General features: G+C 67.9%; 10 protein-coding genes and 1 pseudogene. 5 read left to right on the top strand and 6 right to left on the bottom strand.

Annotation, left to right across the window (positions count from 1 at the left end; translation table 11 throughout):
• Positions 1–279: 279 nt before the first annotated feature.
• The 3 genes from A7V84_RS16170 to A7V84_RS16160 form a co-directional block, all read right to left on the bottom strand.
• Positions 280–1782 carry a YifB family Mg chelatase-like AAA ATPase gene (locus A7V84_RS16170; protein ID WP_033534865.1) on the bottom strand — a complete coding sequence of 501 codons (1503 nt, stop codon included), beginning with the start codon at positions 1780–1782 and terminating at the stop codon, positions 280–282.
• Positions 1783–1892: 110 nt separating this feature from the next.
• A complete protein-coding gene (locus A7V84_RS16165) occupies positions 1893–3479 on the bottom strand; it encodes a sulfatase family protein (RefSeq protein ID WP_063492349.1) in 1587 nt (528 codons plus the stop codon).
• Positions 3476–4435, bottom strand: coding sequence for a Bug family tripartite tricarboxylate transporter substrate binding protein (locus A7V84_RS16160; protein WP_025514700.1), 960 nt, complete (start codon positions 4433–4435; stop codon positions 3476–3478). The genes A7V84_RS16165 and A7V84_RS16160 overlap by 4 nt, the downstream gene beginning before the upstream one ends.
• Positions 4436–4546: 111 nt before the next feature.
• Between A7V84_RS16160 and A7V84_RS16155 the strand changes: the two genes are divergently transcribed.
• The gene (locus A7V84_RS16155) at positions 4547–5485 is read left to right on the top strand and encodes a LysR family transcriptional regulator (RefSeq protein WP_063492635.1); all 939 of its coding nucleotides are present in this window, start codon (positions 4547–4549) and stop codon (positions 5483–5485) included.
• Positions 5486–5600: 115 nt separating this feature from the next.
• On the opposite strand, the pseudogene A7V84_RS21780 reads toward A7V84_RS16155, so the two are convergent.
• Positions 5601–5704 (bottom strand): annotated as a pseudogene (locus A7V84_RS21780) (CatB-related O-acetyltransferase); the annotation flags it as partial.
• Positions 5705–5722: 18 nt separating this feature from the next.
• Entirely contained in the window at positions 5723–6544 is an 822-nt protein-coding gene (locus tag A7V84_RS16145; RefSeq protein ID WP_033534866.1) for an IclR family transcriptional regulator, read from the bottom strand.
• Between the two features lie 184 nt (positions 6545–6728).
• Here A7V84_RS16145 and A7V84_RS16140 point away from each other — a divergent pair, with 184 nt between their 5' ends.
• Both A7V84_RS16140 and A7V84_RS16135 read left to right on the top strand, forming a co-directional pair.
• The gene (locus A7V84_RS16140) at positions 6729–7718 is read left to right on the top strand and encodes a Bug family tripartite tricarboxylate transporter substrate binding protein (protein ID WP_033534867.1); all 990 of its coding nucleotides are present in this window, start codon (positions 6729–6731) and stop codon (positions 7716–7718) included.
• A 39-nt stretch (positions 7719–7757) separates the two neighbouring features.
• A complete protein-coding gene (locus tag A7V84_RS16135) occupies positions 7758–10097 on the top strand; it encodes a cytochrome P450/oxidoreductase (RefSeq protein ID WP_025514690.1) in 2340 nt (779 codons plus the stop codon).
• Between the two features lie 45 nt (positions 10098–10142).
• Here A7V84_RS16135 and A7V84_RS16130 read toward each other — a convergent pair whose 3' ends face one another.
• Positions 10143–10415 carry an accessory factor UbiK family protein gene (locus A7V84_RS16130; RefSeq protein ID WP_025514688.1) on the bottom strand — a complete coding sequence of 91 codons (273 nt, stop codon included), beginning with the start codon at positions 10413–10415 and terminating at the stop codon, positions 10143–10145.
• 602 nt (positions 10416–11017) lie between these two features.
• Between A7V84_RS16130 and A7V84_RS16125 the strand changes: the two genes are divergently transcribed.
• Together A7V84_RS16125 and A7V84_RS16120 are read left to right on the top strand one after the other, a co-directional pair.
• Positions 11018–11356 (top strand): P-II family nitrogen regulator, encoded by a 339-nt coding sequence (locus A7V84_RS16125; RefSeq protein WP_025514686.1) that lies wholly within the window; start codon positions 11018–11020, stop codon positions 11354–11356.
• Between the two features lie 27 nt (positions 11357–11383).
• Complete coding sequence (locus tag A7V84_RS16120; protein ID WP_025514683.1) at positions 11384–12622, top strand: ammonium transporter; 1239 nt, start codon at positions 11384–11386, stop codon at positions 12620–12622.
• Positions 12623–12635 lie beyond the last annotated feature (13 nt).

Genomic DNA, 12635 nt, shown 5'->3' with positions numbered 1-12635 from the left:
GCCGCCTGACCCGGGCCATAAAGCCCCGATGCCGCCGCCTTGATTCCCCGCCAAGTCGCTGTCTATTTTGGTCTTTCCGCCCTCTTTTGCACGCTTTTTTGCGCAACCAGACGGGCAGGGCCTGATCGACCCCGCATGCCTGGCGGCGCAAAAAAGGCCGCAAAGACTGCGTTTTCCAAAGACAGATGCCGGAAAAGCCTTTGATTATATGGCGATTTCCATAATATTGTCGAGCTACTTGTGGCGCCGATTCTGCAAGCACCCGCCCTGGCCCGGCCGCTAACCCTCGCCGCCCGTATCGCGGTACTGCAATGCCTCGGCCAGATGCGCCTGCGCCACCCCGGGCTCGCCCGCCAGGTCGGCAATGCTGCGCGCCACCCGCAAGAGCCGGTGGGCCGCCCGCGCCGAGGCCCCCAGACGCCGCAACGCCTGGGCGAACCAGCGACTGGCGGCCGCATCCGGGCCGGCGTGACGCAGCAGATCGGCCCCCTGCAGACGGGCATTGAGTTGACCCTGGCGCGCCATTTGCCGGGCACGGCAGGCCTGCACCCGTTCGCGCACCACCGCCGAAGGCTCGCCCGGCGCTTCGCCCAGGCGCTCGGGCGCCACCGGCGGCAGCCACAGATGCAGGTCGATGCGGTCGCGCAGGGGCCCACCCAGCCGCGCGACATAGCGCTCGATCTGTTCGGGCCGGCAACGGCAGGGCCGCCCGGGATGGCCGCGCCAGCCGCAAGGGCAGGGGTTCATCGCCGCCACCAGCTGAAACCGCGCCGGGAACCGCACATGCGCCGAGGCCCGCGCCAACGCCACCTCGCCGGCCTCCAGCGGCTCGCGCAGGGCCTGCAGGGCGCGACGCTCGAACTCGGGCAGCTCATCGAGGAACAGGATGCCTTGATGCGCCAGGGAGATCTCGCCGGGCCGGGGCGGCGAGCCGCCGCCGATCAATGCGGCCGGCGTGGCCCCGTGATGAGGCGCGCGAAACGGCGCCTGCCCGAAAGGCGCTGCGGCCACGCCGGCCAACCGGGCGATCGCGGCCACCTCGAGCGCGGCCAGATCCGGCAGCGGCGGCAGCAAGCCCGGCAGACGCTGCGCCAGCATGCTTTTCCCTGCGCCGGGCGGGCCGCACATCAGCAGACTGTGCCCGCCGGCCGCGGCAATCTCCAGCGCCCGCCGCGCGCCCGGCTGGCCGCGCACATCCGCCAGACAAGGCAGCGCCTGGGCCTCAGGCCGGGGCAAAGGGGTTGCCTGCGGCAGGCTTTCGCGCCCGGCCAGATGGGCCGCCACCTGCGCCAGATTGGTGGCGGCATACACCAGCAAGCCCGGCACGCGCGCCGCCTCGGCCGCGCTGGCCGCCGGCAGCAGCAGGCGCGCGCCCGCATCGGCACGCGCCACGCCCAGCGCGATCGCCAGCGGATCGGCCACCGGCACCAGTTCACCCGACAGGGAGAGCTCGCCGGCCAGCACCAGGCAAGCGCCCTCTTCCGACGGCGCGACGATCTGCCCGGATGCCAGCAGGATGCCGGCGGCAATGGGCAGATCGAATCGCGATGAGGCCTTAGGCAAATCGGCCGGCGACAGATTGATGGTGACGCGCCCGGACGGAAATGCGAAGCCGCTATTGACGATGGCAGCGCGCACCCGCTCCCGGCTCTCGCGGACTTCGACGTCGGGCAGGCCCACCACGGTGAATAGCGGCAAGCCCGCCCCCAGGTGCGCCTCGACCCGCACGGCATGGGTCTGCAAACCGGCCAGGGTGCAACTCGACAGCACGGCAAGCGTCATGACGCCCTCTCTTCGCCCAGGCAAAGCCGCCAGTATCGACGACCGTCCCTTTGCCGGCGCCCACGGTGCGACGCTTTGCGCGCTTGGCAGAAGCCGCAGCCGCCCCGCCCTCAGGCCAGCGCCGTAGGGTAAGGGCTGGTGTCGACGTGATGGAGCATGGCATAGGCCAGCGCCTGGGTCAGACGGGCGCGCAAGGCGACGCTGCCCGGGTCGTCCCACAGATTGCGCAATTCGTGCGGATCCTGGCGCAGGTCGTAGAGTTCGCCCCAGGCGGCCCCATCGTAGAGCGTCAGGCGGCAGCCTTCCGAGAGCAGGGTGCGGCAACGGATGCGCCGATCAAAGCCAAGGATGACGCGCTGCCCCTCCTCCTCGATCAGGAGCGCCTCGCGGCGGCCACTGTCGTCGCCTGCCATGAGGCGACCCATGTCCTGGCCCTGGATGCCGTTGTAGGCTTGCACGCCGGCGCGGGCCAGGATGGTGGGCGCGATGTCGATGGTGCTGAGGAGGGCGTCGCTGGCCTGCCCGCCCCGCCTCCCGGCCGGATCGCGCCAGATGAACGGCACGCGCGTCAGGCCCCGGTAATGGATCGGCCCCTTGAGCATGAGTTGATGATCCCCGAGATAGTCACCATGGTCGCTGGTGAAGATCACCACGGTACTGTCGGCCAGGCCGCTGGCCTGCAGCTCGGCCAGCACGCGGCCGATCTGATGGTCGATGTTGCTGATCGACCCGTAATTCAGGGCCAGCGCCTCGCGCGTCTCGCGCGCATCGCAGGCGAAGATGGCCGGCGTATGCTTGACGGCCCGGCCGCCGTCGCGCTGGGCGCGCAGCCATGCCACGTGGGGCGGCGCGGGATGCGGGTTGTCAAAGGAGGCCGGCAGCGCCATGTCCTGCGGGCGATACATATCCCAATAGCGCCCTGGCGGGGTAAAGGGATGGTGCGGGTCGGGAAACGAGCATTGCAGGAAGAACGGCGCGTCGCCCTGGGCGTATTCGCGCAGTTTCTCGATGCTGCGGTCGGCGATGTAGGCCGAAGGGTACAGCGCTTCCGGCACGCGGGTGCGCCAGGCCTGCCCGATCTGTGCAAGCACGTAGTCAGGCGCCGGGATCGCGGCCCCGGGGCCGATCAAGGCCTCGACCTCGGGATGATGGCGGCGCAGCCAATAGCGATAGTGGCCATGCGGCTGGTCGCTATGATCATCGACCACGTCCGCCTGCTCGAAACCATAGTAGGGGTAGCTCAGATCATAGTCGTCGCGCTCCAGCCAGAGACGCCGCTTTTCCTGGTCGTAGCGCCCGCTGGCGTCGGCCTCGAGCGCCTCCAGCGGCAGGCGGTCTTCGGCCCGAACCGGCCACGAAGGAGCGATATCGGTCATGTTCTGCAGATGCAGTTTGCCGACCACGCCGGTGCGCCAGCCTTCCTGGCGCAGGCGATCCACGAAGGTGCGGCTGCGCAGCGACAGGGCAATGCCGTTGTGGCGCGCCCCGTGGGTGGAGGGATAGCGCCCGGTCATGAGGCTGGCGCGGTTGGGCATGCAGATGGGCGTGGCCACGTGCATGTTTTCGGCGCGCCACCCCTGGGCGGCCAGACGGTCCAGTTGCGGCGTGGCCACCACCGGGTTGCCATAGGCGCCCAGGTGGTCGGCGCGATGCTGGTCGGTGATGAACAGCAGAAAATTCACGGCGCGCCGGTTCATTGCGCGGCCCCCGAGGCCTGCACCGCGGCGCGCCACCTGGGCATGTCCTCGCTCAGCATGTTTGCGAAGGCTTGCGGGCTCATGGGACGCGGCGTCATGCCCAGCGGCTGCAGCGTCGCCGCGAAAGCAGGATCCTCGAGTACGGCGCGCAGATCGGCGCTCAGGCGCCCCACCACCGCATCGGGCGTACGGGCCGGCGCAAACAGGCCGATCCAGGACTGCACCCCCACGCCCGGCGCCACGCTGGCAAACAAGGGCGCCTGCGGCAAGGCAGGATAAGCCTCATGATTGGCCACGCCCAGCACACGCACCTGGCCGTCCGCCAGAAACGGCAGGGCCGGCGCGATGCCGCCGATCATCAGCGGCACGTGCCCGGCCACCAGATCGCTCATAGCCGGCCCCGCCCCCTTGTAGGCGGCATGCACGACATCCAGGCCTGCCGCCTGCTTGAGCTGCTCCATCGCCAGATGGTGCACCGTGCCCACGCCAGGCGAGGCATAGGTGTAGCGGCCGGGATGCTCGCGCGCCTGCTGCACGGCCTCGGCCAGGGTGGCCGCCGGGAAATCCCGGTTGGCCAGCAGCACGACCACGTTCTCGGCGACCAGGCCCACCGGCGAAAAATCGCGCAGCGGGTCATACGGCATGGTCGCGTACAGCGCGCTGTTGATGCCATGGGTGTTGGTCGTCCCCATCAGCAGGGTGTAACCATCGGGCGTGGCACGCGCCACCGCGCCGGCGGCGATGTTGCCGCCCGCACCCGGCCGGTTCTCGACCACCAGGGTGTAACCCTTCGCCTGCAGGCGCTGCGCGAGCTGGCGCGCCAGCACATCGACGGCGCCGCCCGGCGCGAACGGCACCACCAGCTGCACCGGCCGCGCCGGATAATCGGCTGCCCAGGCCTGCACCGGCATCAGCGCGCTCATACACAGCGCCGCCCCTATTCTGATTGCTTTCATTGGGTGTCTCCTTCCACGCCGCGCATGACGGCAGGCCCAGTATGGGTGAGGCAGAAGGCGGCGGATAATGAAATAAACTCAGCCCAACATAACCATCCAGGCATGAAGGCCATGTCCGCACGCCCCGGCACGCACCTCAAGCCCCGCCATGCCGAACTGCTGATCGCGCTGGACGACACGCGCCATCTGGGCCGGGCCGCCGACAGGCTGCACATGTCTCAGCCGGCGGCCTCCAAAGCCCTGCTGCAACTCGAAGAGCAAGTGGGCTACACGCTGTTTTCGCGTACGCCGCAAGGCACGCAACCCACGCCTGCCGGCGAGGTGATGATCCTGCATGCCCGCCACACACTGGGCTCGGCGGTGCGCGTGCAGGCCGAACTGCAGGCCGCCCAGTTGCGCGGGCACTGTCTGCTGCGGTTGGGCACGCTGCCCTCGGCTGCGGCCACGGTCGCGCCCCCACTCATCAATGCCCTGTGCGGGCAATTGCCGGCGCTGGAGGTGACACTGCTCGAAGGCGTGCTGGACGACCTGCTGCACAAGCTGGACCATGGCGAACTGGATATCGTGCTGGGCCGGCTGGGCGGACGGGCGCTGCCGGCCGGCTGCGCCTCGCTGCGGCTATACGACGAACCCATCTGCGTGGTAGCCGCGACAGACCACCCGCTGGCCGGGGCGGACGCACTGACCCTGGCTTCGGTGCATGCCCTGCCCTGGGTGCTGCCCCTGCCCGGCACCATGATGAGCGAACGCCTGGCCCAGGCCTTCGAGCCGGCCGGGCTGACCTTGCCGGCGGCCCGCATGCAGTCGAACTCGCTGCTGGCCACGCTGGCGCAGGTGTGTCACAGCGACTGGCTGGCCGCCATGCCGCTGGCGATTGCCCGCTACCACGAACGCCAGGGGTTGATACGCATCCTGCCGCTGCGCATGCAGGCGCATTTCGGTGCGATCGCCGCCGTCTACCGACGCCACGCGGCCCCCATGCCGGCCGTGCAGGCCGCCCTGGACTGGCTGACGCAGACGCTTGTACAGCCGCATCAGACTGCGTCGTAACGCGCCGCCGCCGCGCACAGCGCGTCCAGATCGCTGGCCGGCTTCCAGGCTTCGAATCTGGCGGCCTCCCAGCCATAGATGTCCAGCGCCAGCAGACGCTCGATCACGGCAGGCTCGAAACGCCGGCGCACCTCGCGGGCCGGATTGCCGGCCACGACGGCGTAGTGGCGCGACATCGCGGGTGACGATGGCGCCGGAAGCGATGACGGCCCCTCGCCCGCAGGCAAATATCGCCGCTCAGCGGCTCGCGTCGTGCCCCAGCAGCGCGCTGATGGCCTGGGCCTCGCGACAGACCGCCCGAGCCACCGGGCCATCGGGCGAAGCGTCAAAGCCGCCGGTCGCGCCCAGTGCGGTCAGCACCGCGCAGGGTCGTCCGTTGTAGTCATAGAGCGCGGCGGCCACTGCGCTGATGCCGCGCAGGTTGGTGTCGCGCACCACCGCGCACCCCTGGGCCAGCACACTGCGTTGCAAGGCGGCAATGGGCGCCTCGGCATCCAGCATGGCGCGTTGCTCGGCGGTGGCCGCCGCCAGCTCGGCCTGCGCCTGGGCACGCACGGCAGGCTCGTCCAACGTGGCCAGCAACACCCGGCCGGTGGCCGACCACAGCATCGGCAGCACGGAGCCTGCCCGCACGTTGACGGTCACCGGCAGGCCGGGCTCTTCGAAACGCACGATGGTCGGCCCCTTGTTGCCCATCACGGCCAGAAAGCAGGTCACCTCCAGCTCTTCGCGCAGACGCACCAGGGCCGCTTCGGCCAGCCGGATCGGGTCGGCCTGGCGCATGGCGGCAAGGCCCAGCAGCAGGGTTTCCAGGGCCAGGTAGTACTGCTGGCTGACAGCGTCCTGCGCCACCAGCCCCACCTCCATCAGGCTCACCAGATAGCGATGCACCTTGGCCGGGCTTTCGGTCACGTGCGCGGCCAGATGCGTCAGGCTGGCCCGCCCGCCCAACTGGCCCAGGCCCTTGAGCACGGCCATGCCGGTTTCGGCAGCCTGCACGCGCTGGCGACGATCGCGGGCCCGCAGAGCGGGGTCGGGAAGACTGGGGATGACGGACATGGCACTCCAACACTGGCGTGGGAAAGGCGGCACGGGGCCCCTGAGGCGCCCCGACACAAAAGCCCGTGAGCGTAACCCCTGGCTGCCTGCGGCGAAACCCGGATTGTAAATTTACGCAATGCGTATATTATTTACGCATAAAAACCGCCCGGCGCCCAGCCGGGCTATTCCCACGGAGACAACCATGTCCATTGCTCGTCCTATTGCACGCTTTGCGCGCGTGCTGACCCTGGCCGCCCTGCCGCTGGCCAGTCTGTCGGCCGTGGCCGCCGACACCTATCCCTCCAAGCCTTTGCGCTGGGTCGTGCCCTATGCGGCCGGCGGTGGCTCGGATGTGCTGGCACGTACCGTCAGCCAGGGGCTGTCCTCGCGCATGGGCCAGACCATCGTGGTCGACAACAAGCCGGGCGGCAACACTGCCATCGGCGCCTCGGAAACCGCCCGCGCCGCCCCCGACGGCTACACAATGCTGTCGGCCGACAACGGCACCCTGGTCTTCAACCCCGCGTTGTACCAACAGTTGTCCTATGACCCGGTGAAGGATCTGGCCCCGGTGACCCTCATGGGACGCTTTCCCATGATCCTGGTGGCAGGCCCGGGCCTGAAGGCCACCGACGTCAAGGGCTTCCTGACGGAAGCCAAGTCGCGGCCGCAGGGGCTGGACTATGCCTCGGCAGGCGCGGGCAGCCCCCACCACCTGGCCATGGAACTGCTCAAGGTCAAGACCGGCGTGCCACTGGTGCACGTGCCTTACCGCGGCGCGGCGCCTGCCCTGACCGATGTCGCCAGCGGCCAGGTGCCGGCAATGATGGTTGACCTGGCTGCCGGCGCGGGTTTCATCCAGGGCGGCAAGGTACGTCCGCTGGCCGTGGCCAACCCCACCCGCCTGAAGCAATTGCCCGATGTGCCGACCTTCGCCGAGCTGGGCTACGACGACGTGCAGGCCGCGGCATTGGTGGGCATCGTGGTCCCGGCCGCTACACCCGCGCCGGTGATCGACAAGCTCAACCGCGAACTGGTGGCCGCCATCAATGAACCGACCACCCACCAGAAGCTGGTGGACTTCGGCATCGAGCCGGTGGCCAACACGCCGGCCGAATATCGCGATCTGCTCGAGCAGGAGCGCGGCCGCTGGCACAAGCTGATCAAGGATCTGAACATCAAGCTGGACTGATGGCGCACCTGCCGTCAAGCACTTTTGCGGAGCAATACCATGTCTGACCCCACCACCCTGGCTTCGGGCTGTCCCGTCGATCATGTGGCGCTGGCGCGTGCGCGCGGCTGTCCGGCCCATGTGGCCGAACGTGCCGCCGATTTTGATCCCTTCGGCGACGGTTACCAGCAGGACCCGCCGGAATACCTGCGCTGGGCGCGCGAACAGGCGCCGGTGTTCTACAGCCCGAAGCTGGGTTACTGGGTGGTGAGCCGCTACGAAGACGTCAAGGCGATCTTCCGCGACAACGAAACCTTCAGCCCCTCGATCGCGCTGGAGAAGATCACCCCCACGGGACCGCAGGCCAACGAGGTGCTGGCCTCGTACGGTTACGCCATGAACCGCACCCTGGTCAATGAGGACGAGCCGGCCCACATGCCACGCCGGCGCGTGTTGATGGAGCCGTTCACGCCCCAGGCCCTGGTTCACCACGAGCCCATGGTGCGGCGCCTGACGCGCGAGTACGTCGATCGCTTCATCAATGACGGCCGCGCAGATCTGGTGGACCAGATGCTCTGGGAAGTGCCGCTGACGGTAGCCCTGCACTTTCTCGGCGTGCCCGAGGAAGACATGGACCTGTTGCGCCAGTACTCGATTGCGCACACCGTCAATACCTGGGGCCGGCCCGAGCCGCAGGAACAGGTGGCCGTGGCCCATGCCGTGGGCAACTTCTGGCAGCTCGCCGGCAAGATCCTGGACAAGATGCGCCAGGCGCCGGACGAGCCGGGCTGGATGCAATATGGCATCCGCAAGCAGCGCGAATATCCGGAAGTCGTCACCGACTCCTACCTGCATTCCATGATGATGGCCGGCATCGTGGCAGCCCATGAGACCACGGCCAACGCCTCGGCCAACGCCCTCAAGCTCCTGCTGCAGCACCCCGAAACCTGGCGCGAACTCTGCGAAGACCCGTCGCTGATCCCCAACGCTGTCGAGGAATGCCTGCGCCACAACGGATCGGTGGCGGCCTGGCGCCGCCTGGTCACGCGCGATACGGAAATCGCCGGCGTCGCCGTGCCGGCAGGCGCCAAGCTGTTGATTGTCAGCGCGTCGGCCAACCACGATGAGCGCCATTTCGCCGATGCCGACCTGTTCGACATCCGGCGCGAAAACGCCAGCGACCAGCTGACCTTCGGCTATGGTTCGCATCAATGCATGGGCAAGAACCTGGCGCGCATGGAAATCCAGATCTTCCTGGAGGAGTTCACGCGCCGCCTGCCGCACATGCGGCTGGCCGAGCAGCGCTTCACTTATGTGGCCAACACCTCATTCCGCGGACCCGAACATCTGTGGGTCGAATGGGACCCGGCCCAGAACCCCGAGCGTCTGCGCCCGGAGATCCTCACGCAACAGCAACCGGTGCGCATCGGCGAGCCCTCGGCGCAAACCATCAGCCGCACCCTGATGGTCGAGGCGCTCGAACATCCTGCCGAAGACATCGCCCTGCTGACCCTGGCGTCGCTGGACGGCCGTGCGCTGCCGCGCTGGGCGCCCGGCGCGCATATCGATATCGAATGCGGCGACACGGGCATCTCGCGCCAGTATTCACTTTGCGGAGATCCCGCCGACCCGAGCCGCCTGCGGGTGGCCGTGCTGCGCGAAGCCGAGAGCCGCGGCGGCTCGGCCTGGGTGCACGAGCATGTGAAACCGGGCATGCGCCTGCGCGTGCGCGGCCCGCGCAACCACTTCCGCCTGGATGAAACGGCCCGCCGCCTGATCCTCATCGCCGGCGGCATCGGCATCACGCCGATCAGCGCCATGGCGCGCCGCGCCCGTGAACTGGGCATCGACTACACCCTGCACTACAGCGGACGCTCGCGCGCCAGCATGGCGCTGCTGGACGAACTCGCCGCCTTGCACGGCGAGCGCCTCAGGCTCTATATCGGCGCGCAAGGCCAGCGCAACGATTTCGCCGCCCTGCTGGCGCAACCGCAGGCCGACACGCAGATCTATGCCTGCGGCCCCGAACGCATGCTGCAGGGGCTGGCGCAAGCCTGTGCGCATTGGCCCGAAGACAGCCTGAAGGTCGAGCATTTCCAGTCGACCCTGGGCAAGCTGGATCCAAGCCAGGAGCACGCCTTCGAGGCCGAACTGAAAGACTCCGGCCTGGTGATCCCGGTGCGGGCCGACCAGACGCTGCTCGATGCCTTGCGGGCGGCCAACATCGACGTCCAGAGCGATTGCGAGGAAGGGCTCTGCGGCTCCTGCGAAGTGCGGGTCCTGCAGGGCGAGATCGACCATCGCGACGTTGTGCTGACGCGGGCCGAACGCGAAGCCGGCAATCGCATGATGAGCTGCTGCTCGCGCGCCTGCGGCCAGCGCATCGTGCTCGAACTGTAAAAAAAGGGCGCCTGACGGCGCCCTGCTGTACCAGGTGCGCGCCTGTCAGCTTTCGCTGGCGGGCGCGTTGCCATTCTGCAGCGCATCCAGGCGCGCCTGCAGCTGTTCGACCTGCACGGCGAGTTGATCCACGCGCGTGCGCGCGCGCGCCAGCAGCTCGGCCTGCACATCGAACTCTTCGCGCGTGACCAGATCCAGACGCGCGAAACCCTGCGTCAACATCGAGCGCACATTGCGTTCGACATCGGCGGCCGGACTGCGCGCGATGAGATCCGAAATGTTCTTCTGCAGGTCTTCCATCCATTGGGTGCGATTCATGATGCCCTCGCTGAAATTGTCATGCCTCCAGTGTAGACGCCTGGCAAAAAAAAAGCGGCCCACTGAAGGCGCCGCTATACAAAGCACAGGAGAAAAACAGAATCGCTCGCTAGCGACCCTGGCCGGCCGCCCTAGACCGGCCTGGCAAGGCGACGATGGCGCGGGCCTGTCGTTGCCTGCCGGACAGATCGTGGCCTGATCTGTCCTGACCCATTCTTCCCCGCCCTCCCCTGTGGGACAAGCCATCACCTGTAATGCAAGGTTTCAGCCCGCAGCGCGGCCCGCCTGCCGCTCGTACCGCGCCGGAACGCCACGAGCCCATGAAAACAGGGTCAGGACGAACCACGGCCTCGCCGGGGCGCGGATTTCAAGCAAATAAGACGCAGCAATTGGCAACACTTTTACCGGGGCTGCGCGAGATTGTTGCGCACCGCAGGCCCCAAGGTGGCGCGCGCCATGCACCAACTTGACGCCTGAGCACGGCCTTATGCGCCGTCTTGGCGCATAAGGGGCTGCAGACCCGGTCCGGCCCGCCCGGAACATCGCCTGGCACGAAGTTTGCATAGGGATTCATGCCCCTGTGCCAACCCAAAGGAATCCGCATGAAACTCGTCATAGCCATCATCAAGCCATTCAAACTGGATGACGTCCGCGCTGCCCTGTCCGACATCGGCGTTCAGGGCATGACGGTGACCGAAGTCAAAGGCTTCGGCCGCCAGAAGGGCCATACCGAGCTGTATCGCGGCGCCGAATACACCGTTGATTTCCTGCCCAAGCTGCGCGTCGAGGCGGCCATCCCCGATGCCTTGCTGGATCAGGCCATCGACGCCATCGAACAGGCCGCACACACCGGCAAGATCGGCGACGGCAAGATCTTCACCTGCCCGCTGGATCAGGCCGTGCGCATCCGCACCGGCGAATGCGGCGATGCCGCGCTTTGAACCCGCAACCCCCAAGGAATCCCGCAAATGGACAAAGCTGACATCTCCTGGGTGCTGGTCTCCACCCTGCTCGTACTGATGATGGCCGTACCCGGCCTGGCGCTCTTCTATGGCGGCCTGGTGCGCGCCAAGAACGTGCTTTCGGTGCTGATGCAGGTGTTGTGCGCCTTCGCCCTTGCCCTGGTGCTGTGGTTCGCCTACGGTTACTCGCTGGCCTTCACCGAAGGCAACGCCTTCATCGGCGGCGCTTCGCGTCTCTTCATGAATGGTCTGTTCGACCCCGCGACCGGGGGCTTTGCCCCCAGCGGCAGCCTGACCGAATTGCTGTTCGCGTCTTTCCAGGCCACATTCGCCGGCATCACCTGCGCCCTGGTGGTAGGCAGTTTCGCTGAACGCGCGCGCTTCAGCGCTGTGATGGTGTTCGTGGCAATCTGGTTCACCTTCGCCTACCTGCCCATCGCCCACATGGTCTGGTTCGCCTCCGACACGGCCCCCGGCCTGCTCAATGCACGCGGCGCGCTGGACTTCGCCGGCGGCACCGTGGTGCATATCAACGCCGGCGTGGCCGGCCTCGTGGGCGCCTATGTCGTAGGCAAGCGCCTGGGTTATGGCCGCGAGGCCATGCAACCGCACAACCTTCCACTGACCTATATCGGCGCCATGCTGCTGTGGGTGGGCTGGTTCGGCTTCAATGCCGGTTCGGCGCTGGCCGCCGACGGCAACGCGACGCTGGCTTTCTTCAACACCCTGATCGCAACCGCCGCCGCCGTACTCGGCTGGGTTGCTGCCGAGTGGACCATCAAGGGCAAGCCCTCGGTGCTGGGCGCTGCCTCCGGCGCCGTCGCGGGCCTGGTAGGCATCACGCCGGCCGCCGGCCTGGTGGGCCCGGTTGGCGCCTTCGTGATCGGCATCGTGGCGGGCGTCATCTGCGTGTGGGGCGTCAATGGCCTGAAACGCCTGCTGCGCGCCGATGACTCGCTGGACGTGTTCGGCGTCCATGGCGTGGGCGGCATCGTGGGTGCGCTGCTCACCGGCGTTTTCAATGCGCAGGTCCTGGGTGGACCCGGCCTGGACAGCCCCGGTCTCATCCTCGGGCAGGTCTGGGTACAGCTCGAAGGCGTGCTGATCACGATGGTCTGGTCGGGCGCGGTGGCCTGGGTGGCGTTCAAGATCGCCGACCGCTTGTGCGGCCTGCGGGTCTCCCCCGACGAAGAGCGCCAGGGGCTGGACATCAGCAGCCACGGCGAGTCCGCCTACCACCTCTAGCCGGCCAGGGGCT

Origin of the sequence: Bordetella trematum, assembly GCF_900078335.1 — a bacterium.
Lineage (GTDB): Bacteria > Pseudomonadota > Gammaproteobacteria > Burkholderiales > Burkholderiaceae_B > Bordetella > Bordetella trematum.
Note: the sequence above shows the minus strand (reverse complement) of the source record. Positions and strands in the feature narration are given on the sequence as shown.

Coding starts and splice junctions, on each gene's coding strand:
- A7V84_RS16170 (WP_033534865.1), bottom strand. CDS start 1,782: ATGACGCTTGCCGTGCTGTCGAGTTGCACCCTGGCCGGTTTGCAGACC.
- A7V84_RS16165 (WP_063492349.1), bottom strand. CDS start 3,479: ATGAACCGGCGCGCCGTGAATTTTCTGCTGTTCATCACCGACCAGCAT.
- A7V84_RS16160 (WP_025514700.1), bottom strand. CDS start 4,435: ATGAAAGCAATCAGAATAGGGGCGGCGCTGTGTATGAGCGCGCTGATG.
- A7V84_RS16155 (WP_063492635.1), top strand. CDS start 4,547: ATGTCCGCACGCCCCGGCACGCACCTCAAGCCCCGCCATGCCGAACTG.
- A7V84_RS16145 (WP_033534866.1), bottom strand. CDS start 6,544: ATGTCCGTCATCCCCAGTCTTCCCGACCCCGCTCTGCGGGCCCGCGAT.
- A7V84_RS16140 (WP_033534867.1), top strand. CDS start 6,729: ATGTCCATTGCTCGTCCTATTGCACGCTTTGCGCGCGTGCTGACCCTG.
- A7V84_RS16135 (WP_025514690.1), top strand. CDS start 7,758: ATGTCTGACCCCACCACCCTGGCTTCGGGCTGTCCCGTCGATCATGTG.
- A7V84_RS16130 (WP_025514688.1), bottom strand. CDS start 10,415: ATGAATCGCACCCAATGGATGGAAGACCTGCAGAAGAACATTTCGGAT.
- A7V84_RS16125 (WP_025514686.1), top strand. CDS start 11,018: ATGAAACTCGTCATAGCCATCATCAAGCCATTCAAACTGGATGACGTC.
- A7V84_RS16120 (WP_025514683.1), top strand. CDS start 11,384: ATGGACAAAGCTGACATCTCCTGGGTGCTGGTCTCCACCCTGCTCGTA.